This is a genomic window from Streptacidiphilus rugosus AM-16, assembly GCF_000744655.1.
Classification (GTDB): Bacteria; Actinomycetota; Actinomycetes; order Streptomycetales; family Streptomycetaceae; genus Streptacidiphilus; species Streptacidiphilus rugosus.
Genome location: NZ_JQMJ01000003.1, coordinates 153,259 through 179,020 on the forward strand (window position 1 = coordinate 153,259; position 25,762 = coordinate 179,020).

Genomic DNA, 25,762 nt, shown 5'->3' on the forward strand with positions numbered 1-25,762 from the left:
AGTCAGGTGAAGTCGGGCGGAGTCAGACGGAGGGCCCGCGGAAAGCCCGCGGAAGGTCAGCCGAGTCGGCCGGAGAGCCAGAGGAGCGCGTCGGGGAGCATGGTGCGCCAGACGTCGGTGGTGTGGCCGCCACGGGCCACGGTGAGCAGTTGGTTGGGCCGGGCGTGTGGAGCACGGAGAGCAGGGCCTTCGCCGCCGGGACGGTGCCGGGGTCCTGGGCGCTGCCGGCCATCAGCAGGGCGATGTCGGGCTGCTTCTTCTCGTGCCGCAGCAGCTCGTAGGGGTTGTTCGCGCGTGCCAGCACCGGATCCCTGAGCACCAGCGGCGCCTCGGGGGCGTTGTAGCCGGAGAGGCTCACCGCCGCATGGAAGACGCCGGGGTGCTGGACGGCGAGGTTGACCGCGCAGTACGCCCCGGCCGAGTAGCCCATCAGCGCCCAGTTGTGCGGGCCGCGCGCGGTACGGAAGTTGGCGGCGATCAGCCGGGGCACGTCCTGGCTGAGCCAGGTCGCGGTCCTGGCCGCGCCCGGCACGTCCGCGCAGCCAGGGTCGACGCCGCCGGGCAGCACGTTGAGCTTCGCCGCGACCAGGATCATCGGCTTGACCTTGCCGGCGGCCACGAGCGGCGCCATCGCGTCCTGGATCTTCATGGAGCCGAACCAGGCCTGCGGCGTTCCCGGCGTCCCCGGCAGCAACTCGACGACGGGGAAGTCGGTGTGCGCGTAGGCCGGGTCGTCGTACTGCGGCGGGAGCCAGACGTAGAGGCTGCCCACGACACCCGACGCCGCGCCCCGGGCGGAGGTCTGCAGCACGCCCGGCAGATAGGTGCGGAAGCGCAGCTTCTCGGCGCCGTGCCCGTCGGAGACGCCGGACACGCCGCCGCCGACGTTGGTGGCGGTCGCGGACTGGTCCGCGTCGCCGCCGAACAGGTCCTCCCAGTTGTCGTAGAAGGGCCCCATGGAGTTGTTCACGTAGACCAGGACCACGACCACGGCGGCGATCTGGCTGAACATCGTCGCGCCCAGCCGTCCGGCGTAGCGGACCGGGCGCGGTCCGGGTATCCGGTTCCAGACGAAGGCCAGCAGGGCCATCGTCGCCACCAGCACCAGAAGGGTGACGGCGAAGAACGGCGTCCCGGTCAGACTCATGTGGGCCCTCTAGCTCGTGCGCGTGCTCGCGTGGCGGCATGTCCACGCCGCGCGCAGCGTATCTGGGAGAACCCTGGGAACCGGGGACCGCACGGCAAACTCTTGCCGAACCCTCACTGGACCACTCGGGGGCTCTGACCAGGCCGTCGTCGGTCAGAAACGGCAGCCGTGCGCCCGCAGGTAGGTGAGCGGGTCGATCACCGCTCCGTACGCGTTGCGAGTGCGGATCTCGAAGTGCAGATGGGGTCCACGGGTGTGCCCGCTGTCTCCCGAGAGACCGATCGGCTGACCCGCCACCACCCGCTGACCGGCCTTCACGTCCAGCCGGGACATGTGGGCGTAGAGCGCGAAATGCCCGTCGGGCAGCCGCAGCACCACCCGGTTCCCGTACGCGCCGCCCCATCCGGCGACCTCGACGGTGGAGGCCGCGACGGCGAGCAGCGGCGTGCCGGTGAGGACCGCGAAGTCGACGCCCGTGTGATAACCGGCGGCGTACTCGGTGTCGGGCACTCCGAAGACCTGGCTGATCCGTGCCCCCGGCGCCGGACTGAACCAGTCGGGCGCGGCGTCGGGTGCCGGGACCGGCCAGGCGGGCACGGGCGGCTGGTCGTCCAACGGCCCCTCGGTGAAGCGGGGTCGGCCCCAGCCGCCCCCGAGGGCCTCGGCGCGCAGCACCGCGTCCTGGGCGAGTGCCGCGGTGGCCCGGCCGGACGGGGCGGCCGCGCGGGACGCCGTCGATGTGGCGGATCCGAGCGGGATCCGCGACGCCGCCTGTGCGAGCCGCTCCGCGCCGGGCGCCAGGGCGGCGGGCAGCAGGGCGCCGATCCCGACCGTCAGCGCCGCCCGCCACCCACTGCGCGCGAACCCGACCGCATGCGGCGGGCGCGCCGTCCCGGCCGGTTCGGTCAGGCCGGGCGGGCCGACCGGGCCGACCGGGCCGACCGGGCCGACCGGGCCGACCGGGCCCGGGAGGTTCCGCTGCGAACCCGTGGGCTGCGGGCGGGTGAGGAGAGGCACAGCCAACGTCTACCGGGCCCGGACCGACGCGACCAAAGTCCCCGTCAGCCGTTCGGACCAGCGATCGACGCGACCGGTTTCGGCGGGTTGGCCACGCACCCGCCGCCCCGCGGGTCAGACTGCGGGGTGTGAGCAGCGACGATCGGTCCAGCCCGCCCCCCGACCCGCCGTCGGGCGGGCCCGACGGCGGTCACCCGGACGAGCCGCACCACGGCCCCGGGCTCGGCAGCCGCCTCAACTGGTTGCGTGCCGGGGTGCTGGGGGCCAACGACGGGGTGGTCTCGACGGCCGGACTGGTCGTGGGCGTGGCCGGGGCTGCGGGCTCCTCCAGCGAGCTGCTGACGGCCGGACTCGCGGGTCTGCTCGCCGGCTCGATGTCGATGGCGGCCGGGGAGTACGTCTCGGTGAGCACGCAGCGCGACTCCGAGCGGGCCGCCCTGGACCAGGAGCGCCGGGAGTTGGACCGGACCCCGGCGGCCGAGCTGGAGGAGCTGACGGGCCTCTACGTGGCCAAGGGGCTCTCCGAGGAGCTGGCCCGCCAGGTCGCCGTCGAGCTCACCGCTCACGACGCGCTGGCCGCGCACGCCGAGACCGAGCTGGGCATCGACCCGAACGAGCTCACCAATCCCTGGCACGCCGCCTGGGCCAGCTTCATCGCCTTCACCGTCGGCGCGCTGCTGCCGCTGCTGGCGATCGTGCTCCCGCCGGCGTCGGTGCGGGTGCCGGTCACCGTGGCCGCGGTGATCGCGGCGCTGGTGGTCTGCGGCTGGATCAGCGCCACGCTCGGCGGGGCCAGGATCGCCCCCGCGGTGGTGCGCAACGTGGCGGGCGGTGCGCTGGCCATGGCGATCACCTACGTGGCCGGACTGCTGCTCAACGCCTCCACCTGAGTCGGGGCCCGGGACGCTGATTCGACCGGGGTGGGCGGGATGCAGTACAGTCACACTTGTTCCTGGCTCCGTGGAGCAGTTGGTTAGCTCGCCACCCTGTCAAGGTGGAGGTCGCGGGTTCAAGTCCCGTCGGAGTCGCAGTAAAGATCAGCCCGGATCCATTCGGATCCGGGCTGATCTGTTGTCCGGGTCGTTTTCTGTGACGGTCGGGCACGCCTGGAACACCTGGAAGGGGTGTGACAGGCATCACGCCACTCATCCTGACGACTGCTCACGTTCGGCCCGTCACGAGGGCCACCCATTTTATATGTGCAATTGCACAGTGGGAACAGCTAATTCCGGACACAAAAAAGCGGCTGCACCGGACCCGGCGGAGTCCGGTGCAGCCGAAAAGCGTCTACTCGATCAGCCCTTTCAGGCCTCCGTGCGCTGCTGCGGAATGCCCGCAAGCAGTGCACGCACCTCCGCCTCGCGGTAGCGGCGGTGCCCACCAAGCGTCCGGATCGACGTGAGCTTGCCGGCCTTGGCCCAGCGAGTGACCGTCTTCGGGTCAACGCGGAACATGGTGGCAACCTCAGCCGGCGTCAGCAGGGGTTCGGCATCAGGGGTACGAGCGGTCATGAGCGGCCTCCTCGGGAGAACCGAACCAACACGGTTCTTTCCTAGAAATTCTGCACCTTGGCATGCGATGCCCGAAATGGCCACCGCCTACCAAGTCGGTAATAGGACGAACGGCTTGTCCTTGGCACTACAACTACACCATCCGTCCAGTCCAATCAGCCAAACCGGCGGAATTGACCCCTGGGGGGCCAAGCTCGACGGATGACGATGGACCATGCCATAACGGACAGTCGCCGCAAAGCGACCCTCTGTCACGACACTCCAGACCCCCCGCTTCCCCCGCGAAGGCCCTCAATCTCTGCAGAACCACTCCAATGTGGGCACAGTGGTCTGCAGTGAGGCTGGTTGTCCTATTTTGACACCCAGTGCGGCCTTCGAGTCAACGGTGAGTCACGTCACGTTGGTGTGGGATTGACCCGATCCGGGACGTAGGTCCTATGTGGAGAGGGGATAAGCACCCGTGTGACGTCTGAGGAGATGGTGCCACGCATGTCCGACAGGTCCGGTGGCCGCCTGCTGGCGTGATCGGTCGTGGCGGAAGTCCGCCATCCGCTACGCGCGTGGACTCGGCTTCGATGCGGAAACGGTGCCCGCACCCGGGGATCTCCGAGATCCGTCGAGATCCCTTCTATGCCCGACCGTTGCGCAATCGAAGCGGAACGGGCTCAGTTCGCGAACTGCAGTTCCTGCACCCGGCGCCAACGCTCGGTCAGTCGGCGGTAGCAACGTCCGGCACGAACCGGGTCGCCGGCGCGCAGCGCGGCGACGCCCTCCGCCACCTCCTCCGCGGAGCGGTCGCCCGCCAGCCCCTGCTCGGGGATCGCGTGGACCAGGCCGCCGTAGTCGAGCTCGACCAGCGAACGCGGGTGGAACTCCTCCAGCCAGCGGCCGACCTCCTCCACGCCGTCGACCAGCGGGCCGTCGTCCAGGGTCTCCCGCAGCACCCGGAAGCCGCGTGCCACCCGCCGCCTGGCCTGGGCCATCGGTGTGCGGTAGCGCAGCACCGGCGCCGTCCGCCGCTTCGCGCCCACCTCCTCCTCCCGTGCGCCCGCCGAACGGGGCTCGGCCTGCTCGCCCGCGGCCTGCTCCGAGCCCTGCTCGGCGGGCGGCAGCTCCGAGGCGGGGAGTTCCGAGGCGGAGAACTCTGAGGGGATGTACTCGCGCTCGTCGTCGCCGAAGAGCAGGAACCAGCGCACCGGGATGTTCCAGGTGCTGGTGAGGATCCACGGCCGTCCGTCGGGGTGCTGCGCCCGCCAGCGGTCCCAGTCGGACTCCGCCTGCGCCCGCACCACCGGGGGCACCACCGCGTCCAGCAGCGACGGCGGCAGTTCGTCGGCCAGCTCGGCCAGGGCCAGCCAGCTGCGCAGCCGGGTCCGCCACGGGCAGAGGTAGAGGACGCCGTCCGCCTCGTGCACGAAGGCGTCCCTGCTCTCCTGCTCCGGCACCGCCAGCGGCGGGGTGCCGACCAGGTCGGCCAGCCGGCCCCGGTGCTCGTCGATCGCCGCTGGTCGTGGGCGCTGCGCCGCGTAGCCCTGCCAGTACGAACGCTCCGGCTCCGCGAAGGCCGCCAGTGGCTCGTAGACGCGCAGATAGGCCGCGTAGGGGGGATGCACCGAGGTCCGCAGCGTAGGCACCCTGGCATCGTCGCACGCCGAGGCCCCCTGGTGGCCCGGAAGGCCACGGTCCGTTCCTGACCGTCCGGCCCGTGGGCGGGCGTACCGCCGGAGCCGGAGGCGGATCTAGGCTTCAGGCAGAACGTCCGCACCACAGCAAGCGGACGCGAGTCGACAATGGAGTCACCACCGTGACCGATGTCAGTGAGCGTTCCGGCGTACTCAGCCGGATCTTCTCGAGCGACGCCACCGCGGCGCCCGGCGACAGCCATGAGCAGGTCGTCCTGTGCCATGACCGCGACACCGGCCTGAAGGCCGTCATCGCGATCCACTCCACCGCCCTGGGCCCCGCCCTCGGCGGCACCCGGTTCCACCCCTACGCGACCGAGGAGGAGGCCGTCCAGGACGCCCTCAACCTCTCCCGCGGCATGTCCTACAAGAACGCCCTGGCCGGGCTCGACCTCGGCGGCGGCAAGGCCGTCATCATCGGCGACCCGACCAAGATCAAGACTGAGGCGCTGCTCCGCGCCTACGGCCGTTTCGTGCAGTCCCTGAACGGCCGCTACGTCACCGCCTGCGACGTCGGCACCTACGTCGCCGACATGGACGTCATCGCCCGCGAGTGCGACTTCGTCACCGGCCGCTCCCCCGAGTACGGCGGCGCGGGCGACTCGTCCGTACTGACCTCCTTCGGCGTCTTCCAGGGCATGCGCGCCGCGGCCCAGCACCGCTGGGGCACCCCGAGCCTGACGGGCCGCCGGGTCGGCGTGGCCGGCATCGGCAAGGTCGGCCACTACCTGGTCGAGCACCTGGTCGCCGACGGCGCGCAGGTCGTGGTGACCGACGTCCGCGAGGACGCGGTGAACCGCGTCAAGGCCGCCCACCCGGGCGTCGAGGTCGTCGCCGACACCCAGGCCCTGATCCGGGCGAACCTGGACGTCTACGCCCCCTGTGCCCTCGGCGGCGCGCTGAACGACGAGACGGTGCCGGCCCTGACCGCGACGATCGTCTGCGGCGCGGCCAACAACCAGCTGGCGCACCCCGGCGTGGAGAAGGACCTGGCCGACCGGGGCATCCTCTACGCCCCCGACTACGTGGTGAACGCCGGTGGCGTGATCCAGGTCGCGGACGAGATCGAGGGCTTCGTCTTCGAGCGGGCCAAGGCCAAGGCTTCGAAGATCTTCGACACCACCCTGGAGATCTTCGCCCTCGCCGACTCGGATGGCGTTCCCCCGGCCGTCGCGGCGGACCGGCTCGCCGAGCGGCGGATGGCCGAGGTCGGCCGCCTCCGCACGATCCTGCTCCCCGGCTCCCGCCGGGCGTGACGGATACCCCCGGACGGGAACGCGGTTCTCACCTGACGCCCCCGTCCGGGGGATACCCCTTGCCCGTACGGGGGATAATCGTGTCGGATCGGTCACCGCGGACGCGCGGCGCCTGCTCCCGCGCATGCCCCGTTTTGCGGCCCTGACCTGCATCAATATGGTTACAACCCGGGGTGGCGTGCGCCACGTCGCACAGGCGGCGTACCGTACGGCGCTGTAAGCAGGTACCGTTGTTGCTCTAAGGACCGGCTCTCTCACTTCAGCGAGGGGCCGTTCCGAATCATGAACGCGTGACAAGACTCGGAGCCAGGAGCTCCGTCGTTGAGGGGGTCGAGCCATGGGGCGCGGCCGGGCCAAGGCCAAGCAGACAAAGGTCGCCCGCCAGCTGAAGTACAACAGCGGCGGCTTCGACGCGTCGCGCTTGGCCAATGAGCTGGGCGTTGCGTCAACGGACGAAACGGTCAATCCGGAGCCGTTCGATGACGACGAGGAAGAGGACGACGATCCTTACGCCTCGTACGCACAGCTGTACAACGACGTGGACGACGAAGAAGAGGACGTGAACGAGAGTCCCTCTCGCAAACGAGCCTGACGTCACCACCGCCTGAAAACGACGAAGCCGACCTGGTCCAACCAGGTCGGCCCTTCGTCGTCCCCGGAAGCCTGTGGCAGGCGAGGACCATGCAGAGACCTCAGGGGCGCGGGGAACTGCGCGAGCAACCACCCTGTGCGGATGGCCCTGCGCGAGGAGGACCACCCGCGCGCCAGTGGCTTGTCGCGCCCGCGCGCCGGAGGCGCATGTCAGCGGAGCCCCGCGCCCCTGGCGGTGCGACTACTGCGCGTAGCTCCCGTACAGCGCCGCGCCGCCCGCCGCGTAGTCGCCCGACGCGTCGACGATGTCGCCCAGGAGCCAGGCCTCGACGTCGCGGTCCTCCAGGACCGCGAGAACCGTGTCCACGGACTCCTGCGGGACCACGGCGACCATGCCGATGCCCATGTTCAGCGTCTTCTCGATCTCCAGCGTCTCCATCCGGCCGACCTCGGCCACCGTCCGGAAGACCGGCATCGGCGTCCACGTGCCGCGGTCGAGCCGTGCGTGCAGGCCCTCCGGGATGACGCGGGCCAGGTTCGCCGCCAGGCCGCCGCCGGTGACGTGGGAGAAGGCGTGGATCTCGGTCGCCCGCGCCAGCGCCAGGCAGTCCAGGGAGTAGATCCTGGTCGGCTCCAGCAGCTCCTCGCCCAGGGTCCGGCCGAACTCCTCGACCTTGCGGTCGAGCTTCCAGCCGGCCTCGCTCAGCAGCACGTGGCGGACCAGCGAGTAGCCGTTCGAGTGGAGGCCGGAGGCCGCCATCGCGATGACCACGTCGCCCGCGCGCACCCGGTGCGCGCCCAGCAGGGCGTCCGCCTCGACCACGCCCGTGCCCGCGCCGGCCACGTCGTACTCGTCCGGGCCGAGCAGACCCGGGTGCTCGGCGGTCTCGCCGCCGACCAGCGCGCAGCCGGCCAGGACGCAGCCCTCGGCGATGCCCTTGACGATCTGCGCGACCCGCTCCGGGTGGACCTTGCCGACGCAGATGTAGTCCGTCATGAACAGCGGCTCGGCGCCGCAGACGACCAGGTCGTCCACGACCATGCCGACCAGGTCGTGGCCGATGGTGTCGTGCTTGTCCATCGCCGCGGCCAGTGCGACCTTGGTGCCGACGCCGTCCGTCGCGGTGGCCAGCAGCGGACGCTCGTAGCGCTTGAACGCGCTCGCGTCGAAGAGCCCGGCGAAACCGCCCAGGCCGCCGACGACCTCGGGGCGGGTGGTCTTGCCGACCCACTCCTTCATCAGCTCGACGGCCAGGTCTCCGGCCTCGATCGACACTCCGGCGGCGGCGTAGGTGGCGCCGGCGCCCTCGGCAGGCATGGACTGGTCAGACACGGGACGGCCCTTTCGGGTCAGTTGCTGGGGAGCAGGAAAATCTTGGAGCCCGGGTGCGGCTCAGGGGCGCCGCAGGGCGTCCGCCGCGCCGGGGCCGCCGAGCAGCGACTGCACGCCGTCGACGTCCGAGCGGTTGCCGCCGCGCACGGCCGGGGGCTGCTTCGCGGCGGTGATCTCCGCCTCGAGCAGGTGCTTGCCGAGCAGCTCGGGGTCGGGCAGCTCGACCGGGTAGGTGCCGTCGAAGCAGGCCCGGCAGAGCCGGTCCTTGGGCTGGTCGGTGGCGGCGATCATGCCGTCGATGGAGATGTAGGCCAGCGAGTCCGCGCCCAGCGAGGCGGCGATCTCGTCGACCGACAGTCCGTTGGCGATCAGCTCCGCGCGGGTGGCGAAGTCGATGCCGTAGAAGCAGGGCCACTTGACCGGCGGGGAGGAGATCCGGATGTGGACCTCGGCCGCGCCCGCCTCGCGCAGCATCCGCACCAGCGCGCGCTGGGTGTTGCCGCGGACGATCGAGTCGTCCACGACGACCAGCCGCTTGCCGCGGATGACGTCCTTGAGCGGGTTCAGCTTGAGCCGGATGCCCAGCTGGCGGATGGTCTGGTTGGGCTGGATGAAGGTCCGGCCGACGTAGGCGTTCTTCACCAGACCGGAGCCGAAGGGGATCCCGCTCTGCTCGGCGTAGCCGATGGCGGCCGGGGTGCCGGACTCCGGGGTCGCTATCACCAGGTCGGCCTCGACCGGCGCCTCGACGGCCAGCTTGCGGCCCATCTCCACACGGGAGAGGTGCACGTTGCGGCCGGCGATGGTGGTGTCCGGACGGGCCAGGTAGACGTACTCGAAGACGCAGCCCTTGGGGGCGGCCTCGGCGAAGCGGGAGGTGCGCAGGCCGTTCTCGTCGACGGCGATCAGCTCACCGGGCTCGACCTCCCGGATGAACGACGCGCCGACGATGTCGAGCGCGGCGGTCTCGGAGGCGACGACCCAGCCGCGCTCCAGCCGGCCCAGCACCAGCGGGCGGATGCCCTGCGGGTCGCGGGCGGCGTAGAGGGTCTGCTCGTCCATGAAGACCAGCGAGAAGGCGCCCTTGACCTGAGGCAGGACCTGGCGGGCGGTCTCCTCGACGGTGAGGTCCGGCTGGCCCGCGAGAAGCGCGGTCAGCAGGTCGGTGTCGTTGGTGACGGCGGCCCGGCCGGAGCGGGAGACGTGCTCCTCGCCCGGCAGCTCGGCGACCAGCTTGGCCAGTTCGGCGGTGTTGACCAGGTTGCCGTTGTGGCCGAGCGCGAGGCTGCCCTGCGCCGTGGCGCGGAAGGTCGGCTGGGCGTTCTCCCACACCGAGGACCCGGTGGTGGAGTAACGGCAGTGGCCGACGGCGATGTGGCCCTGCAGGGAGTTGAGGGAGGTCTCGTCGAAGACCTGGGAGACGAGCCCCATGTCCTTGTAGACGAGGATCTGCGAGCCGTTACTCACTGCGATGCCCGCGGACTCCTGTCCGCGGTGCTGCAGGGCGTAGAGCCCGAAATAGCTGAGCTTGGCGACCTCTTCGCCGGGGGCCCAGACACCGAAGACGCCGCAGGCGTCCTGCGGGCCCTTCTCGCCGGGGAGGAGGTCATGACTGAGTCGTCCGTCACCACGTGGCACAACACCGAGTCTAGGGCAGGGCGACCCACCGGGCGGACGGACCAAGATCCGCCCGCCGCCGCGATCGCTTCGGACGCGCGTAGACCGGCCTCAGCCCATCACAGGCAGTAGCGACGACAGATCACTGCGCTCACCACTCGCCGTGAGTTCCGCCACGTCCAGCGCCTGCGCCCAGGTGGTCCTGCCGGTCGCCAGCCGGATCCACGGCAGCGGGGAGGTCTCCACGACGTTGGGCGGCGTGCCGCGGGTGTGCCGGGGACCCTCGACGCACTGCACCACCGCGAAGGGCGGGATCCGCAGCTCCACGGCCCCTCCGGGGGCCTGCGCGGCGAAGGCGTCGGCGAGCAGCCGGCAGACGGAGGCGAGGGCGTGCCGGTCGTGCGGGAAGTCGTTGATCTTCAGCGCGTCGGCGAGGTCGTCGGCGTGGACGACGGCCTCGACCAGGCGGGTGACCAGGTAGTCGTCGAGCAGCATGGCGCCCCGGCGGTGGACGATCCGCGTCTCCGGCCCGAGGTCCGCGTCCAGGACCGCGACGGCGCGGTCGACGGCCGCGTTCAGGGCCTCCCTGAGGTCCCCTGCGGCGGCGCGCTCCTCGGCGTCCTCGGCGATGGCCGCGGCGGCGCCGCGGGTGCCTGCGGCCCAGTCCGAGACGGTCATGGCTGGCTGCCCGTCGTCGGGCGCGGCAAGGAAGGTCGGCAACGCGTCGAAGGCGGTGGCCAGATGGGCGACCAACTCGGCCACGCGCCACGCTCCGAGCCGCGTGGGCAGCGCGAGCTGCTCGTCCCCGAGGGAGCGGGCGAGCCCCCTGATCGCCTCCGCCTGCGCGCGCAGCGCGGCACGGGACTTGAGCCGGTCATAGGTACGGGCACGTGATCGCGAAGCGGGCGGCATGCGACGCACTCTAGCCATCCGGCACCGAGCAACCCGGCAGGGCCCCCGGGGAGCGTTCCGCCGCCGAGCAACCAGGCAGGGTCCTCAGGGGCGCGAGGAACTGCGCGAGAAACCACCCAGTGCGGACGGCCCTGCGCGATGAGGGACCATCCGCTCATCAGTGGCTTGTCGCGCAGTTCCTCGCGCCCCCAAGCGGTTGCAACGGGCCCTCTGCTGGGAAGTGCCGCGCCCTGCGCCGGGGGCGGGGACTTCCTCGCGCTGCTGGGGTGGTGCAACGGACTCTCGGTGAGAGGGGGTGTGGCGGGATGTAAGTACTGTCATGGCGTTTTACCGCTTGCCTGGGGCCCGGTCGCGCCGGAACCCTGGAGGGGTGACCACCGAGCGCATCGAGACCCGTGTCAGTCCCTCCTCCGACTCCCCCTCCTCCGCGCGTTCCGCGCGCCTCGCGGCCGGCGCGGCCGGGCTCACGGTCGTGCTGTGGGCCTCCGCCTTCGTCGGCATCAGGTCGGCCGGACACGATCTCTCCCCCGGCGCGCTCGCGCTCCTGCGGTTGGCCGTCGCCACCCTGCTGCTCGGCGGCATGGTCGTGGCCCGGCGTGAGCCCCTGCCCTCGCGGCGCGATCTGCCGCGCATCATCGCGGTCGGCCTGCTCTGGTTCGGGGCCTACAACGTGATGCTCAACGCCGCCGAGCAGCGGGTCGACGCCGGGACGGCGTCGATGCTGGTCAACATCAGCCCGATCCTCATCGCGCTGATCGCCGCCGCGGTCCTGCGCGAGGGACTGACGAAGGCGCTGGTCCTCGGCATGCTGGTGTCCTTCTCCGGCGTTCTCGTGATCGGCTTCGGCTCCTCGCGCCACGGCGGCACCGACTACCTCGGCGTCCTGCTCTGCTTCGCCTCGGCCGTCGTCTACGCCGTGGCCGTCGTGGTCCAGAAACCGGTGCTCACCCAGGTCTCCGCGCTGCAGACGACCTTCCTCGCCTGCGCTGTCGGCACCGTCGCCTGCCTCCCGTTCGCACCCCAGCTGCTGCACGAGATCCCGAGGGCGCACAGCTCCGCGATCGCCTGGGCGGTCTACCTCGGAGCGGCGCCGACCGCCGTCGCCTTCACCACCTGGGCCTACGCGCTCGCCCGTACCAGCGCGGGCAAGCTCGGCGTCACCACCTACCTGGTGCCGCCGATCTCCATCCTGCTGGGCTGGCTGATGCTGAGCGAGACCCCGAGCTGGGTCTCCGTCGGCGGCGGTCTGCTCTGCCTGGGCGGCGTGGCCGTGGCCCGCTTCACGCGGAAGCCGGACGCCGCCCGCCCGGCTCAGTCCGGCAGCTCGCTCGGGAGGTAGTAGCCGTAGCCGTCGCGGCCGGGCTCGGCCTCCGCCAGCGCGCGGACGAGGCCGGCCGGAGGGGTCGCGTGCACACCGGGGTAGTCCAGCTCGCCGGGCTCCGCCACCGGCCAGGCCAGCCGCTCGTGTTCGAGGTCGTAACGGGCGTCCACGCCTTCCTTGTTGCCCCGGGCGTCGAGCCGTGACCAGCGGCCGCCGAGCCGAACGGCGATCAGCCCGTGCACCATGAAGCCGCCCTCCCCGTCGCCGAGTCGCTGGTAGCAGAGCCCTGCGGGCACGCCCTGCGCCCGCAGGAGTGCGACCAGCAGGTGCGACTTGCCGTGGCAGATCGCGTTGCGCGCCGCCAGCACCTCGGAGGCGCGGTAGGCACCGCTGTACACGCCGGCGTCGGCCGAGTGGCGGACCTCGTCCCGCACGAACAGGTAGGCCGCCTCCGGGGTGGCCAGCTCGGCCGCGAGCCGTCGGAGATCCGGATCCTGGTGGTCGATGGTCGCGTCCGCCGCCAGGTAGGCGGCCGGATCGTCGGTCACGGGGGCAAGGATCGTCATGCCGGGACTCTCGCAGTGCCCCCGCCCCGCCCGTGCGGGATTCCGGTGGCCGAGACGCGGGCTCAGGGGACGACCACGTGGGTCAGCTTGTCGGGGTTGCGGACGAGCCTGATCCCGACGATCGCGCCGTGCTCGTCCAGGTCGAGCACGGCGACGCTGTCCGCGACCGCGCCCGACATGAACAGCAGGCCGGGCTCGCCGTTGATCCGGACCTGGTGCACCGACAGGTCCGGAATGGGCCGCTGGAGCACGCCCAGGATCCAGCGGGCGGACTTCTCCGCGCCCGTGATCGGCCGGAGCGCGGCGCGGACCTTGCCGCCCCCGTCCGACCAGACGGTGACCTCGGGCGCGAGCAGCTCCATCATCCGGTTCAGGTCGCCGCCGACGCAGGCCGCGAGGAACTCGTCGGTGACGGCGCGGCGGGTCTCGCTGGGCGCGTCGTAGCGGGGACGGCGGGCCTGGACGTGGCTGCGGGCGCGGCTGCCGACCTGGCGGACGGAGGCCTCGCTGCGGTCGAGCATCTCGGCGATCTCGCCGAAGGAGAAGCCGAAGACCTCCTTGAGCAGGAAGACGGCCCGCTCCAGCGGGGACAGCGTCTCCAGGACCACGAGCATCGCGAGCGAGATCGCCTCCGCCTGCTCGACCTCGCCGCTGGCGTCCGGCGCGGTCACCAACGGCTCCGGCAGCCACGGGCCGACGTAGGACTCGCGCTGCACGGCCGCCGACTGGAGCCGGTTGAGCGAGAGGTTGGTGACGGTCCGCGCGAGATAGGCGCGGGGTTGACTGATGCTGTCGGCATCCACGGTGCTCCACTTCAGCCAGGCGTCCTGGACGATGTCCTCGGCATCGGCGGAGCAGCTGAGCATCCGGTAGGCGATGCCGAAGAGCGTCCCGCGGTGCTCCTCGAAGGTCCTGAGTGCGTCGGTGTCCGTGGTCACGTCTCCGACGGTAGCGCGCACCGGTCGGGGAAACGCCGACCCCTCGGCCCGCAGGCGCAGTTGACGCGCGATCGGGGCCGCCGGCGAAGAGGACCACGAGCGGCCGCCCGTGCGCCGTCACCCGGTGCGCGGCGCGACATGCCGTCGGCCCCCGGCGATGTCACATCACCGGGGGCCGACGGCAGGCGGTACGCCTCAAGGGCGGGCGGCTCAGGCGAGCAGCGCCTCGATCACGCCGGTGCCGGCGTCGCGCAGCTCCTCCAGGGACAGGGTGAACTGGCCCTGGAGCTCGATCGTGTCGCCGTCCACGACGCCGATGCGGGTGGCCGGGAGGCCCCGGACGCCGCACATCTCGGTGAAGCGGAGCTCCTCGCTGCGAGGGACGGAGACGATGGCGCGTCCGGCCGACTCGGAGAAGAGGAACACGAAGGGGTCCAGACCGTCAGGGACGACCAGACGGACGCCCTGGCCGCCACGGAGCGCGCTCTCGACCACGGACTGGATCAGGCCGCCGTCGGAGAGGTCGTGCGCCGCGTCGATCATGCCGTCGCGGGAGCCCGCGATCAGGATCTCGGCGAGCAGCTTCTCGCGCTGCAGGTCCAGCTTCGGCGGCAGGCCGCCGAGGTGGTCGTGGGCCAGCTGCGCCCACGCGGAGCCGCCCAGCTCGTCCGCCGTGTCGCCCAGGAGATAGACCAGCTGGCCCTCCTCCGCGAAGGCGATCGGCGTGCGGCGGGTGACGTCGTCGATCACGCCCAGCACGGCCACGACCGGCGTCGGGTGGATCGCCTCGGTGCCCGTCTGGTTGTAGAGCGAGACGTTGCCGCCGGTGACCGGGGTGCCGAGCTCCAGGCAGCCGTCCGCGAGACCACGGGTGGCCTCGGCGAACTGCCACATGACCTCCGGGTCCTCGGGGGAGCCGAAGTTGAGGCAGTCGGAGACGGCCAGCGGCTTCGCGCCCGTCGCGGCGACGTTGCGGTAGGCCTCGGCCAGCGCCAGCTGCGCGCCCGTGTACGGGTCGAGCTTGGCGTAGCGGCCGTTGCCGTCCGTCGCGATGGCGACGCCCAGGTTGGTGGACTCGTCCACGCGGATCATGCCGGAGTCCTCCGGCTGCGCCAGCACGGTGTTGCCGAGCACGAAGCGGTCGTACTGGCTGGTGATCCAGCTCTTGTCCGCCTGGTTCGGCGAGGAGACCAGCTGGAGCACGGTCGCGCGCAGCTCCTCGCCCGTCGCCGGGCGGGCCAGCCGCTCCGCGGTGGGGGCGTCGGCCTGGAGCGCGTCCTGCCAGCTCGGGCGGTGGTACGGACGCTCGTACACCGGGCCCTCGTGGGCGACGGTGCGCGGGTCGACGTCGACGATCTTCTCGCCGTGCCAGAAGATCTCCAGCCGGTCGCCGTCGGTGACCTCGCCGATGACGGTGGCGGTGACGTCCCACTTCTCGCAGATGGCGAGGAAGCGCTCGACCTTCTCCGGCTCGACGACCGCGCACATGCGCTCCTGCGACTCGCTCATGAGGATCTCCTCAGGAGTCAGCGTCGCGTCGCGCAGCGGGACGTCGTCCAGGTCGCAGCGCATGCCGCCGGAGCCGTTGGACGCCAGCTCGCTGGTCGCGCAGGAGAGACCGGCCGCGCCGAGGTCCTGGATGCCGACCACGAGCTTCGCCCGGAAGGCCTCCAGGGTGCACTCGATCAGCAGCTTCTCCTGGAACGGGTCGCCGACCTGGACCGCGGGGCGCTTGGACGGCTTGGTGCCGTCGAAGGTCTCCGAGGCCAGGATCGACGCGCCGCCGATGCCGTCGCCGCCGGTGCGGGCGCCGTAGAGAACGACCTTGTTGCCGGCGCCGGACGCCTTGGCCAGGTGGATGTCCTCGTGCTTCATCACGCCCACGGCCAAGGCGTTGACCAGCGGGTTGCCCTGGTAGCAGGAGTCGAAGACGACCTCGCCACCGATGTTCGGCAGGCCCAGGCAGTTGCCGTAGCCGCCGATGCCGGCGACGACGCCGGGCAGCACGCGCTTGGTGTCCGGGTGGTCGAAGGCGCCGAAGCGCAGCGGGTCCATGACCGCGACCGGGCGGGCGCCCATCGAGATGATGTCGCGCACGATGCCGCCGACGCCGGTCGCCGCGCCCTGGTAGGGCTCGACGTAGGACGGGTGGTTGTGCGACTCGATCTTGAAGGTGACCGCGTAGCCCTGGCCGACGTCGACGACGCCGGCGTTCTCGCCGATGCCCACGAGCATGGCGTCCGACTGCGGGGCCTTCTCGCCGAACTGGCGCAGGTGCACCTTGCTCGACTTGTAGGAGCAGTGCTCGGACCACATCACCGAGTACATGGCCAGCTCGGCCCCGGTGGGGCGGCGGCCCAGGATCTCGCGGATCCGGAGGTACTCGTCCTCCTTGAGGCCCAGCGCCGCCCAGGGCAGCTCGACCTCGGGGGTCTGCTCCGCGTTCTTAACCGTGTCGAGCGTCATTACGCGTTCACCAGCCGCTTGAGGATCGAGGTGAAGAAGCCGGTACCGTCCGTGCCGCCGGTGCCGACGGTCGGCTCGACCGCGTGCTCCGGGTGCGGCATCAGGCCGACGACGTTGCCCGCGGCGTTCGTGATGCCGGCGATGTCGTTGATCGAGCCGTTCGGGTTGCCGTCCAGGTAACGGAAGACGACCCGGCCCTCGGCCTCCAGCTCGTCGACCGTGCGGCGGTCGGCGGTGAAGCGGCCGTCCATGTTCTTGAGCGGGATCATGATCTCCTGGCCGGCGGCGTAGTCGCTCGTCCAGGCGGTCCCGTTGTTCTCCACCCGCAGCTTCTGGTCCTTGCAGATGAAGTGCAGGTGGTTGTTGCGCAGCATGGCGCCGGGCAGCAGGTGCGACTCGGTCAGCACCTGGAAGCCGTTGCAGATGCCGAGGACCGGCATGCCCGCCTTGGCCTGCTCGATGATCGACGTCATCACCGGCGAGAAGCGCGAGATCGCCCCGGCCCGCAGGTAGTCACCGAAGGAGAAGCCGCCGGGCAGGACCACGGCGTCGACCTGGTGCAGATCGGTGTCGCGGTGCCAGAGGGCGACCGGCTCGGCACCCGCCAGCCGCACCGCGCGCTGGGCGTCGCGGTCGTCGAGGCTGCCGGGGAAGGTGACGACGCCGACCCTGGCGGTCACTGGCCCTCCTCGACACGGACCGTGAAGTCCTCGATGACGGTGTTGGCCAGGAAGGTCTCGGCGGCCTGGTGGATGCGGGCGAGCGCGGCGTCGTCGACGGGGCCCTCCACCTCCAGCTCGAAGCGCTTGCCCTGACGAACGTCGGCGATCCCCTCGAAGCCCAGGCGCGGCAGCGCGCGCTGCACCGCCTGGCCCTGCGGGTCGAGGATCTCCGGCTTGAGCATGACGTCGACCACGACGCGTGCCACGGGTACTCCCGGTGATGAGTGGTGCGGGGGGAGTTCCCAGCCTACCGGGGCCAAAATGCGATCTTGGAGACTCCTCCAGCGCGACGCGCGTAGATCGGCGAATCGTGCGGAGGTTCACACAAACGCCTACCCCCGGGTAGCGGCCGCCGGGCCCGACGGGCCATGCCGGGACTCTCGCGACACACCTACCAAAAATGCACGATTCCGAGGTTTCGCACCGGTATCGGAGCGGTACCGAAACGACACGAAAATAGCGACGTAAAAACTTGCCTCTTCGATTTCGGGGGTTCCGGGGGGCAGAATGGCAACGCCGGTTGCGACCAGCACCTGCGGTCGCACGGCAATGCCCGAGAGGATTGGCTCCCATGGCTCAGCGCGTTGTGGTCACGCTCTCCGACGATCTGGACGGAGGCGTCGCCGAGGAAACGGTTCAGTTCGGACTCGACGGAAAGTCGTACGAGATCGACCTGTCCACCACCAATGCGGAAAAACTCCGCGCCGCGCTCGCGCCCTATGTGCAGGCAGGCCGCAAGCAGGGGCGTGGCGCAGCGGTGAAGGCGGCGCCCCGCCGCACCGAGATCGCCCCCGACCCGGCGACGGTCCGCGCCTGGGCGCAGTCCCGCGGCATCGACCTGCCGGCCCGCGGCCGTCTGCCGAAGCACGTCTACGAGGCCTTCGCCCAGGCGAGCTGACCGGACGTGAGGGCCGGATTGGCTGTGACTTTTGCAGCAATTCGGACATACCGCCCCGCCGTGGTGATCACGGCCCGCGGGATGGGCTAATGTTCTTCTCAGCGGAACGCACCGCGGACAGACCGAAAGGCCTGCTCAGCGGGGCGGATCTCGCAGGTGTAGCTCAGTAGTAGAGCGTCCCTCTTCCAGAGGGAAGGCACAGTGTGCAATCCCTGTCACCTGCTCGGTCCACACACCAGCGCGACGGTCGGCGAAAGCAGTCCGGCGGGTAGGGTAGAGTGGAGCGCACCGGAGCCCCAGGGCGACGGTGAGCAGCATGCGGACGTGGCTCAGTTGGTAGAGCATCACCTTGCCAAGGTGAGGGTCGCGAGTTCGAATCTCGTCGTCCGCTCCAGCATGAAAGAGCGCCCCTCGGGGCGCTCTTTCGGCTTTCCTGGCCTGCTCGTAAGGTGTTTGGAGCACCCTCCGAGTCGTTGTAGAGTAGGTCTCGCCGGAAACGGCAGTGCGGACGTGGCTCAGTTGGTAGAGCATCACCTTGCCAAGGTGAGGGTCGCGAGTTCGAATCTCGTCGTCCGCTCCAAGGGCGCCCTACGGGGCGCCTTTTTCATGCCCTCGTGCAGCGGCAACGCCCGAAGGGGCGCGAGGCAGCCTCGCGCCCCCGGAGGGCGCTACGCCCAGGTGGTTCCGGTGAGGCGCTCGAAGGCCTCGATGTAGCGGGCGCGGCTCTGGGCGACGATGTCGTCCGGCAGCGCGGGCGGCGGCTCCTCCGACGCGGGGTCCCAGCCGGACGCCGGGGAAGCCAGCCAGTCGCGGATGAACTGCTTGTCGAAGGACGGCTGCGCGCGGCCCGGCTCCCAGCCGTCCGCCGGCCAGAAGCGGGAGGAGTCCGGGGTCAGCACCTCGTCGCCGAGGACCAGGGTCTCGCCGTCCTCGGCGAGGCCGAACTCGAACTTGGTGTCCGCCAGGATGATCCCGCGCTCGCGGGCGATGTCCCTGGCCCGGCCGTAGACCGCGATGGTCGTCTGCCGCAGCTGGGTGGCGATCTCCGCGCCCACCCTGCGCGCGACCTCCTCGTACGGCACGTTCTCGTCGTGCTCGCCGACCTCGGCCTTCAGCGCCGGGGTGAAGATCGGCGCGGGCAGCTCGGAGCCGTCGACCAGGCCCTCGGGCAGGGTGATCCCGGTGACCGTGCGCTGCTGGTTGTACTCCTTGAGGCCGGAGCCGGTCAGATAGCCACGGGCGACGCACTCCACCGGCAGCATGGTGAGGTTGCGGCAGACCAGCGTGCGGCCCTCCCAGTCGGCCGGGGCCCCGGCCGGGACCTCTGTCGAGACGACGTGGTGCGGGACGATGTCCGTCAGGCGCTCGAACCACCAGAGCGAGAGCTGGGTCAGGATCCGGCCCTTGTCCGGGATGTCCGTCGGCAGGACCCAGTCGAACGCGGAGGTGCGGTCGCTGGCGACCATGACCAGACGGCCCGCCTCGTCGCGGTAGAGGTCGCGCACCTTTCCGGTGTGCAGGTGGATCAGGCCGGGCACCTGCACCGGCTCGGGCTTCTCGACAAATCCGCTCAAGGTGGTTCCCTCGGGGCTTCGGGACGGGAGTCTTGTGGGTGGGTGGCCGTCCCCGAGTCTTTCATGCGCAGGCTCCGGCGCTCTCAGGGCACCGTCAGTGCACCTTGCAGATACGATCCAGCAGATTCGCGGTCGCCCGCTGGATCCTCTCGTCCGTATGGCCCGGACGGTCCAGCGCGGGCGACCACGCGAAGGTGCCGCTGGCGAAGACATGGGCCCCGCTGGGCGCGCGGTAGAGCGAGGTCTCCTGGTGCCGCGGCACGCCCTTGGCGTCCTGGTACCGGGAGTGCGCCAGCAGCACGCGCTCGGTCGAGACCGGCAGCGGGACGCGGGGGAAGTAGCGGTCGGACTCCCCCGCGACCAGGCCTGGCAGCTCGTCCCCGTCCTGGAGGCCGGTTCCCTCCCAGAGCCAGTGGTCGGTGTTGTGCACGACCAGCGGCACCGGCTCGGGCACCCGGCCCGCGTACTGGATGCCCATCACCTGCTGCTCCGGCTCGCCCAGCTCGCGCCAGAGCACGCTCGGCGGGGTGTCGGCCTGGCGCTTGCTGCAGGTCAGCAGCCGGTCCTGGTCGCCGGACGGCCCGGGGTGGAGCTGGACCTGCCAGTACATGGTGTTGGCGGAGAGGAAGACGAGCGAGGTGCCGCCGTCCCTGGCCTCCTCGACCGCGCGGCGCATCGGTACCGACCAGTACTCGTCGTGGCCGGGGAAGACGAGCCCCCGGTAGCGGTTCGGGTCGATCCGGCCGGCGTGCAGGTCGGTGGCGTTGGCGTAGGCGAGGTCGTAGCCGTAGCGCTCGGCCCAGCGGATGAAGTCGTAGGCGTGGCCGATGTGCAGCGGCAGCCCGGCGCCGGCGTAGGGGCGGTCGAAGGAGACCGTGGTCGCCGCCTCCTGCTCGCCGAGCAACTCCCCCTTCCCGTTCCAGGCGTGGTAGAGGCTGGCGCCGGTCCGGCCGTCCTCGGGGAAGAGGTTGTAGGCCTGCCAGGTGACGTCGGGCAGCAGGAGCAGCAGGTCGGCGTCGCGGCCGGTGCGGACGGTGAAGGGGATGTGGCTGCGGTGACGGTGGTCGGCCGTGGTCAGCACGGCGACGTGCGCCCCGGGCGCCCAGTGGGTCGGGATCTGCAGGCGCCAGGACATCCACCAGTGGTGGCAGGAGACCGTGCGCCCGGCGACCAGCGGGGGTGGTTGCACCAGGCCGGAGACGCGGGGGCTCGCGGCGACGTGCCGCGCACCCGCACCGCCGTAATGGCCGATCCGGTAGACGTCGACGGTGAACTCCTGCGGCGGGTTGACGCTGACCCGCAGGTCGAGCGAGCCGCCGAGGTCGGTGGCCCCCGCCGCGAAGCCCTTGATCTGACCGCCGACGTCGTCCGAGGTGCGCGGCCGGCCGAGGGCCGGGCGCGGGTCGTAGTCGGGCGCCCGTCGGGCGGCGGGCAGCAACGCAGGGTCGACGTACCAGGGCACCATCAGGCCGGTGTCGTCGAAGTACTGGTCGGCGCCGCGGAGCCAGGGCAGCGGCCCCTGGCCGAACGGGTCGGTCACCCCGTGCGCGAGCGCGCCGGACTCCCAGCGGCGGGTCTGTTCTGCACCCACTGCCCCCGCTCCCCTCCTGGGACCTGGCCCTGCCCAACCTGACGAACTGTTATGCGAGGCTCCGTTACCGTGCGCTGCCACGAACTCACCGACAGTATGTCCATCGTAAGCACATCTGCGGCTTTACAGCAGTGGCCGAGGCGGAGGTTGACGCTCCGTCACCACGCTGCCCGGTGCACCCGGTGTTCACCGCAGTCGGGCGGGGTGGTCGGGGGTGATCCCGAGCTCCTCCAGCCAGGCCCGGAGCGGCTGCTCGTCCCCGTGCTCGACCGCGAGCGCGATCGGCGCGCCGAGATCGCCGCGACGGCGGCCGTCGACGAGCAGCACCGGCCCGTCCAGCCAGTCCAGGCCCGGCTCGGCCCGGCCCGCGTCGACGGCGGCGCGGCAGACCAGCGCCTGCAGCCCGTCGGCCACCCCGTCCCTTCCGCTGCGGGCGGCGGGCAGCCGTCCACGCTGCGCCTCCACCTTGGCGGTCAGCGCCTCGCCGTCCTCGCGCAGCGCCCGCAGGGCGGCGGCGAGAGCGGGCAGCGGCTCGGCCGTCTCCGCCGCCGGGCCGAGCGCGGCGAGCAGCGCGGCGGACTGGTTGCGCCACTGCCGCAGCACGATCTCCTGGGGGTACTCCGACCAGTCGAGCCCGCGGGCGCCCTCCGCAGGGAACCCGGCGTAGAAGAGCTCGGCGGCCAGGAAGGACGCGGCCTCGTCGATCCGGCCGGGCTCCTCCAGCAGGTCGCAGGCGGGACGCTCGCCGAGGCGGCTCTCGAAGCCCTCGGCCAGCCGATCGCGACGGGAGAGCTCGGTCAGCGCGGAGACGACACCGGCGTTGAGCCGGTTCGGGCAACGGCCCAGCCGCCAGGCGGGCAGGGCGACCCTGGTCAGCAGCCGGTCCCAGCCCGCGTAAGCGAGGCCGACCTGCTCCTGGGCGGCGATCCGCTGCCCGTAGTCGACCTGCCGGGCCCGCTCGGAGGCCCAGCCGGCGACGGCACGCTCCAGCTCGGCCGCGTGGACGCGCGAACGGCGCAGCAGCCAGCGCGCGGGTATGGACGCCCAGCCGCCGAGCCGCCCGGGGTGCGTGCCGAGGACCGCGTCCAGCCCGTGGGTGAAGCGCCGGGCGGCGGAGATCTCCGGGTGCAGCGAGCAGGCCGCGCCGGCGACCACCGGCGCGAGCAGCGCCCGCAGCTCGGCGACCCGCATCCACCACAGGAAGGGCGAGCCGACGACGAGCGTGGGCGGCGCGGGTGTGCGCCCGCCGGGCGCCGTCTCGTCCTCGAGCCAGCTGTCGCAGTCGGGTGTGAGGGCGATAGCCCCCGGCGCGGGCACGTCCATCCGGTCGGCGAGATCCCGCACCATCCGGTAGAACTCCGGCGCGTCGCGCTCGGTGAGCGGCACGGCGGGCGTGCGGGCGGGCCTGGCCCGGCGCAGGGCCGCGGCGAAGGCGGCGGCCCAGCCGAGGGTGAGCAGGGCGACCGCGGCCACGGCGTAGCGCGCGGCGTCCCAGACCCCGGCGTCGGCGCTGCCGGCCGCGCCGAGCCGGCCGGTGAGCCGCCCGGCGATCAGCACGGCCGCGACGGCCGCGGGCACGGCGGCGGCGGCGAGCGCGCGCCCGCGCCACCGCAGGATCGCTGCGGCGCGGGCGACGGCGGCGTCAGCGCCGGCCCCCATCGTGTTGCCGCTCATGCTTCGGCTACTGCCCATGGCTCGGATCACCCCCTACCGCCGACGAGAAATCCAGCCGTTGTGGCTTTCGCACGTGCTACGCCCCTGTCCGATCCGACGCACGAGCCCGGCCCGGTGTTCCTGCCTCGGTCCGGAACCACTCGGATCAGTGATTCCCTGTGGACCGCAGCTTCCCCCCTGGCGTGGTGGTGTACCCGCGCAGGCGACCCTGGCACTCCGGGGAGCGCGGCGGTCCTGGGCACCATACGGCGGCACGCCGGTACGCGTCAGCCGGATACGGTTCGGATCACCCGAAGGAATGTGCGGGTGGGCTATCCGCGGCGCTCCGCGGGTTTTTCTGCTTGCGTCGGAGTCAGTAGGCCGAAGCGGGGACGTCGGAGCCGTTCGCGACGGCGGCCCGATTGCCGCACGAAGAGGCCCGAGACTCTGCCGATCTGCGCCTCCGGCGCGTACGAAGGGGCGCGGGGAACAGCGCGAGAAACCACCCGGTGCGGATGGCCCTGCTCGATGAGGGCCATCCGCGTGTCAGTGGCTTGTCGCGCAGTTCCCCGCGCCCCTGGAGGTGCGACTGCGCCCCTGGCTAGACGCCGGCCGCCTTCGCGGCGATGTCGGAGCGGTGGTGGCTGCCCTTGAGGGTGATCCTGGCGACGGAGTCGTACGCGCGGCCGCGGGCCTCGGAGAGGTCCTTGCCGGTCGCCGTCACGGAGAGGACGCGGCCGCCCGCGCTGAGGACGGTCTCGCCGTCGTCGGCCAGACGCGTGCCCGCGTGCAGGACGTAGGCCGTGCCGTCGGCCGCCTCGGCCTCGGCGAGGCCGCCGATCGGGTCGCCGGAGCGCGGGGACGCCGGGTAGCCCTCGGAGGCCACGACCACCGTCACCGCCGCGCCGTCGCGCCAGCGCAGCTCGGGGAAGTCCGCCAGGTGGCCCGTCGCGGCCGAGTACAGCAGGCCGCAGAGGGGGGTCTTCAGGCGGGCCAGCACGACCTGGGTCTCCGGGTCGCCGAAGCGCGCGTTGAACTCGATCACGCGGACGCCCCGCGAGGTGATCGCCAGACCGGCGTACAGCAGGCCGGAGAACTCCGTGCCGCGACGCCGCAGCTCGTCGACGGTCGGCTGGAGAACCGACTCCTGGACCTCCTCGACCAGCTTGGGGTCGGCCCAGGGCAGCGGCGAGTACGCGCCCATGCCGCCGGTGTTCGGGCCGGCGTCGTCGTCGCCGACGCGCTTGAAGTCCTGGGCGGGCTGCAGCGGGACGACGGTGGTGCCGTCGGTGACCGCGAAGAGCGAGACCTCGGGGCCGTCGAGGAACTCCTCGATCACGACGCGCTCGCAGCTCGCCGCGTGGTCGACGGCCTCCTGGAGGTCGTCCGTCACGACGACGCCCTTGCCGGCGGCCAGGCCGTCGTCCTTGACCACGTAGGGCGGGCCGAAGGCGTCGAGTGCGGCGGCCGCCTCCTCGGCGGTGGTGCAGACGTAGGAGCGCGCGGTGGGAACGCCGGCCGCGGCCATCACGTCCTTCGCGAACGCCTTGCTGCCCTCCAGCTGAGCGGCCTCGCCGCTCGGGCCGAAGACGGGGATGCCGCGCTCGCGGACGGCGTCGGCGACGCCCGCGACGAGCGGGGCCTCCGGGCCGACGACGACGAACTCGGCGCCGAGCTCCACGGCGAGGTCGGCAACGGCCCGGCCGTCCAGCTGGTCCACGGCGTGGACCTGGGCGACCTGGGCGATGCCGGCGTTGCCGGGCGCGCAGTGCAGGGAGGTGACTTCGGGATCGAGCGAGAGCGCGCGGCACAGGGCGTGTTCGCGGGCGCCGCCGCCGATGACAAGGACCTTCACAGCACAAGAGCCTAGTGCCTGCCGCGGGCGACACGGCCCGCGGCAGCCGCCATGTCACGACTAAAGCGACAATCAGCCACAATTCGGCAACTGGTCAGATCGACGCCACGAATACACCCACTCGTAGGGGTGAGATGTGAATCAGGCAAAGAAAGCGTGACCATCGCGCCGACCATGCAGAACCTCCACGGTTTCGCACAACAATCCGACCCGAACCGCCACCACGGTCAGCCATTTGGCGGTAAGAAGTATCTCTTGGAAGCCGAGCAGGCCGAAGGACAGGGAGTTCCACGGTGAGCCAGCCGGAGATGCAGCCCGAGGAATCCTCCTGGGGCAAGGAGGCCGGGGCTGAGGACACGTCAGCCGCCCCCGCTCCCGCCGTGCCCGCCCCGCGCTCGGCAGGAAGCGGACGCGACCTGAGCGTCCGGCAGTTCCCCCTGGGTGACTGGGGCGAGCCGGCCGAGCGCCTGGAGGAGCTCTACCGCTGGTCCGAGGAGCGCGCCGTCGAGGCGATCGACTGGTACCACCGCGACCGCCGCTGGAAGCGCAGGGGCGCGCGGCTCCTCCGGGCGCTCGCGGCGATCCTGGGCGCGGGCGGCGCGGTGCTGCCGCTGGTCGCCCTGACGGGCGTCTGGAAGGCCGGTCACGACTGGGGTTACGTGCTGCTGCTGCTGGCGGCCTGCTGCCTGGTCGCGGACCGGGTCTTCGGCCTGACCAGCGGCTGGATGCGCGACATCAGCACGGCGCAGGCCCTGCAGCGGCGACTGGAGGCGTTCCAGTTCGACTGGGCCTCGGAGTGCGTGCGCGAGGTGCTCGGTCCCACCGAGGGCACCGCGGGCGAGGCGGCCGAGCGCTGCCTCGGCGTGCTGCGCCGCTTCTGCGAGGACGTGTCGGACATGGTCCGCACGGAGACCTCCGAGTGGATGCTGGAGTTCCGCGCGTCGATGACCCAGCTGCCGACGCAGGCCGCGGGCACCTGGGGCGGCCGCGTCGAGGGCTCGGGCGCGCAGGTCCGGGTCCTGCCCTCCCTCGGCACCAGCCGCCCGACCATGCCGCGGCAGCGCCCCCCGGAGTCCCCGCTGCGCTGAGCCGGCGTTCGCACCGGCCGGACG

22 protein-coding genes and 4 tRNA genes are annotated in these 25,762 nt (G+C 71.7%); 10 read left to right on the forward strand and 16 right to left on the reverse strand.

The window, feature by feature from the left end; translation table 11 throughout:
- Window positions 1–22 precede the first annotated feature (22 nt).
- Both BS83_RS04090 and BS83_RS43535 read right to left on the reverse strand, forming a co-directional pair.
- Window positions 23–1,147 (reverse strand): alpha/beta hydrolase, encoded by a 1,125-nt coding sequence (locus tag BS83_RS04090; RefSeq protein ID WP_051942594.1) that lies wholly within the window; start codon window positions 1,145–1,147, stop codon window positions 23–25.
- A gap of 153 nt (window positions 1,148–1,300) precedes the next feature.
- Window positions 1,301–2,164: a M23 family metallopeptidase gene (locus BS83_RS43535; protein ID WP_051942595.1), complete on the reverse strand. Its 864-nt coding sequence runs from the start codon at window positions 2,162–2,164 to the stop codon at window positions 1,301–1,303.
- Between the two features lie 242 nt (window positions 2,165–2,406).
- On the opposite strand from BS83_RS43535, the gene BS83_RS04100 reads away from it, so the two are divergent.
- Window positions 2,407–3,054, forward strand: coding sequence for a VIT1/CCC1 transporter family protein (locus BS83_RS04100; protein ID WP_232248142.1), 648 nt, complete (start codon window positions 2,407–2,409; stop codon window positions 3,052–3,054).
- A gap of 64 nt (window positions 3,055–3,118) precedes the next feature.
- Window positions 3,119–3,192: transfer RNA gene (locus BS83_RS04105), tRNA-Asp, on the forward strand.
- Window positions 3,193–3,468: 276 nt separating this feature from the next.
- On the opposite strand, the gene bldC is transcribed toward BS83_RS04105, so the two are convergent.
- Both bldC and BS83_RS04115 read right to left on the reverse strand, forming a co-directional pair.
- Window positions 3,469–3,675 carry a developmental transcriptional regulator BldC gene (gene bldC, locus BS83_RS04110; protein WP_033321412.1) on the reverse strand — a complete coding sequence of 69 codons (207 nt, stop codon included), beginning with the start codon at window positions 3,673–3,675 and terminating at the stop codon, window positions 3,469–3,471.
- A 665-nt stretch (window positions 3,676–4,340) separates the two neighbouring features.
- Entirely contained in the window at window positions 4,341–5,309 is a 969-nt protein-coding gene (locus BS83_RS04115) for a hypothetical protein (RefSeq protein WP_037601069.1), read from the reverse strand.
- Window positions 5,310–5,479: 170 nt separating this feature from the next.
- On the opposite strand from BS83_RS04115, the gene BS83_RS04120 reads away from it, so the two are divergent.
- Complete coding sequence (locus BS83_RS04120) at window positions 5,480–6,613, forward strand: Glu/Leu/Phe/Val dehydrogenase dimerization domain-containing protein (RefSeq protein WP_037601072.1); 1,134 nt, start codon at window positions 5,480–5,482, stop codon at window positions 6,611–6,613.
- A gap of 337 nt (window positions 6,614–6,950) precedes the next feature.
- Entirely contained in the window at window positions 6,951–7,205 is a 255-nt protein-coding gene (locus BS83_RS04125) for a DUF3073 family protein (RefSeq protein ID WP_037601075.1), read from the forward strand.
- A gap of 240 nt (window positions 7,206–7,445) precedes the next feature.
- On the opposite strand, the gene purM is transcribed toward BS83_RS04125, so the two are convergent.
- From purM to BS83_RS04140, 3 genes are all read right to left on the reverse strand, one after another.
- Complete coding sequence (gene purM / locus BS83_RS04130; RefSeq protein WP_037601078.1) at window positions 7,446–8,522, reverse strand: phosphoribosylformylglycinamidine cyclo-ligase; 1,077 nt, start codon at window positions 8,520–8,522, stop codon at window positions 7,446–7,448.
- A 75-nt stretch (window positions 8,523–8,597) separates the two neighbouring features.
- Entirely contained in the window at window positions 8,598–10,175 is a 1,578-nt protein-coding gene (purF, locus tag BS83_RS04135) for an amidophosphoribosyltransferase (RefSeq protein ID WP_037601080.1), read from the reverse strand.
- 90 nt (window positions 10,176–10,265) lie between these two features.
- Window positions 10,266–11,066, reverse strand: coding sequence for a maleylpyruvate isomerase family mycothiol-dependent enzyme (locus BS83_RS04140; RefSeq protein WP_037601082.1), 801 nt, complete (start codon window positions 11,064–11,066; stop codon window positions 10,266–10,268).
- Window positions 11,067–11,436: 370 nt separating this feature from the next.
- Here BS83_RS04140 and BS83_RS04145 point away from each other — a divergent pair, with 370 nt between their 5' ends.
- Window positions 11,437–12,405 carry a DMT family transporter gene (locus tag BS83_RS04145; RefSeq protein ID WP_232248044.1) on the forward strand — a complete coding sequence of 323 codons (969 nt, stop codon included), beginning with the start codon at window positions 11,437–11,439 and terminating at the stop codon, window positions 12,403–12,405.
- Here the strand turns inward: BS83_RS04145 and BS83_RS04150 are convergent.
- From BS83_RS04150 to purS, 5 genes are all read right to left on the reverse strand, one after another.
- Window positions 12,378–12,953 (reverse strand): transglutaminase-like domain-containing protein, encoded by a 576-nt coding sequence (locus BS83_RS04150; protein WP_037601085.1) that lies wholly within the window; start codon window positions 12,951–12,953, stop codon window positions 12,378–12,380. The genes BS83_RS04145 and BS83_RS04150 overlap by 28 nt on opposite strands.
- A gap of 62 nt (window positions 12,954–13,015) precedes the next feature.
- Window positions 13,016–13,891: an RNA polymerase sigma-70 factor gene (locus BS83_RS04155; protein WP_037601089.1), complete on the reverse strand. Its 876-nt coding sequence runs from the start codon at window positions 13,889–13,891 to the stop codon at window positions 13,016–13,018.
- A 210-nt stretch (window positions 13,892–14,101) separates the two neighbouring features.
- A complete protein-coding gene (purL, locus tag BS83_RS04160; protein ID WP_037601092.1) occupies window positions 14,102–16,357 on the reverse strand; it encodes a phosphoribosylformylglycinamidine synthase subunit PurL in 2,256 nt (751 codons plus the stop codon).
- Window positions 16,357–17,037 carry a phosphoribosylformylglycinamidine synthase subunit PurQ gene (gene purQ, locus BS83_RS04165; RefSeq protein ID WP_037601094.1) on the reverse strand — a complete coding sequence of 227 codons (681 nt, stop codon included), beginning with the start codon at window positions 17,035–17,037 and terminating at the stop codon, window positions 16,357–16,359. Before purQ ends, purL begins: the two co-directional genes overlap by 1 nt.
- A complete protein-coding gene (gene purS, locus BS83_RS04170) occupies window positions 17,034–17,285 on the reverse strand; it encodes a phosphoribosylformylglycinamidine synthase subunit PurS (RefSeq protein WP_037601097.1) in 252 nt (83 codons plus the stop codon). Before purS ends, purQ begins: the two co-directional genes overlap by 4 nt.
- Window positions 17,286–17,650: 365 nt before the next feature.
- On the opposite strand from purS, the gene BS83_RS04175 reads away from it, so the two are divergent.
- From BS83_RS04175 to BS83_RS04190, 4 genes are all read left to right on the forward strand, one after another.
- Window positions 17,651–17,977 carry a histone-like nucleoid-structuring protein Lsr2 gene (locus BS83_RS04175; RefSeq protein WP_037601100.1) on the forward strand — a complete coding sequence of 109 codons (327 nt, stop codon included), beginning with the start codon at window positions 17,651–17,653 and terminating at the stop codon, window positions 17,975–17,977.
- Window positions 17,978–18,129: 152 nt separating this feature from the next.
- Window positions 18,130–18,201, forward strand: a tRNA-Gly gene (locus tag BS83_RS04180).
- A gap of 94 nt (window positions 18,202–18,295) precedes the next feature.
- Window positions 18,296–18,371 (forward strand) — tRNA-Gly (locus BS83_RS04185).
- 110 nt (window positions 18,372–18,481) lie between these two features.
- Window positions 18,482–18,557, forward strand: a tRNA-Gly gene (locus BS83_RS04190).
- Window positions 18,558–18,645: 88 nt separating this feature from the next.
- On the opposite strand, the gene BS83_RS04195 is transcribed toward BS83_RS04190, so the two are convergent.
- The 4 genes from BS83_RS04195 to purD all read right to left on the reverse strand — a co-directional run bounded on the left by BS83_RS04195 (window position 18,646) and on the right by purD (window position 24,650).
- Window positions 18,646–19,551, reverse strand: a complete 906-nt coding sequence (locus tag BS83_RS04195; protein ID WP_037601102.1) for a phosphoribosylaminoimidazolesuccinocarboxamide synthase — start codon at window positions 19,549–19,551, stop codon at window positions 18,646–18,648.
- A 94-nt stretch (window positions 19,552–19,645) separates the two neighbouring features.
- Window positions 19,646–21,142 carry a N,N-dimethylformamidase beta subunit family domain-containing protein gene (locus BS83_RS04200; RefSeq protein WP_037601105.1) on the reverse strand — a complete coding sequence of 499 codons (1,497 nt, stop codon included), beginning with the start codon at window positions 21,140–21,142 and terminating at the stop codon, window positions 19,646–19,648.
- Between the two features lie 186 nt (window positions 21,143–21,328).
- Complete coding sequence (locus BS83_RS04205; RefSeq protein ID WP_037601108.1) at window positions 21,329–22,816, reverse strand: M48 family metallopeptidase; 1,488 nt, start codon at window positions 22,814–22,816, stop codon at window positions 21,329–21,331.
- 580 nt (window positions 22,817–23,396) lie between these two features.
- Window positions 23,397–24,650, reverse strand: coding sequence for a phosphoribosylamine--glycine ligase (gene purD / locus BS83_RS04210; protein WP_037601111.1), 1,254 nt, complete (start codon window positions 24,648–24,650; stop codon window positions 23,397–23,399).
- 293 nt (window positions 24,651–24,943) lie between these two features.
- On the opposite strand from purD, the gene BS83_RS04215 reads away from it, so the two are divergent.
- Window positions 24,944–25,738, forward strand: a complete 795-nt coding sequence (locus BS83_RS04215) for an SLATT domain-containing protein (RefSeq protein ID WP_037601114.1) — start codon at window positions 24,944–24,946, stop codon at window positions 25,736–25,738.
- The last annotated feature ends 24 nt before the right edge of the window (window positions 25,739–25,762 follow it).

Bases quoted from the DNA above. Each gene is read 5' to 3' on its own strand.
- BS83_RS04150 (WP_037601085.1), bottom strand. From the start codon at position 12,953: ATGACGATCCTTGCCCCCGTGACCGACGATCCGGCCGCCTACCTGGCG.
- BS83_RS04125 (WP_037601075.1), top strand. From the start codon at position 6,951: ATGGGGCGCGGCCGGGCCAAGGCCAAGCAGACAAAGGTCGCCCGCCAG.
- BS83_RS04175 (WP_037601100.1), top strand. From the start codon at position 17,651: ATGGCTCAGCGCGTTGTGGTCACGCTCTCCGACGATCTGGACGGAGGC.
- purL (WP_037601092.1), bottom strand. From the start codon at position 16,357: ATGACGCTCGACACGGTTAAGAACGCGGAGCAGACCCCCGAGGTCGAG.
- bldC (WP_033321412.1), bottom strand. From the start codon at position 3,675: ATGACCGCTCGTACCCCTGATGCCGAACCCCTGCTGACGCCGGCTGAG.
- BS83_RS04090 (WP_051942594.1), bottom strand. From the start codon at position 1,147: ATGAGTCTGACCGGGACGCCGTTCTTCGCCGTCACCCTTCTGGTGCTG.
- BS83_RS04140 (WP_037601082.1), bottom strand. From the start codon at position 11,066: ATGCCGCCCGCTTCGCGATCACGTGCCCGTACCTATGACCGGCTCAAG.
- purM (WP_037601078.1), bottom strand. From the start codon at position 8,522: ATGCCTGCCGAGGGCGCCGGCGCCACCTACGCCGCCGCCGGAGTGTCG.
- BS83_RS04205 (WP_037601108.1), bottom strand. From the start codon at position 22,816: ATGAGCGGCAACACGATGGGGGCCGGCGCTGACGCCGCCGTCGCCCGC.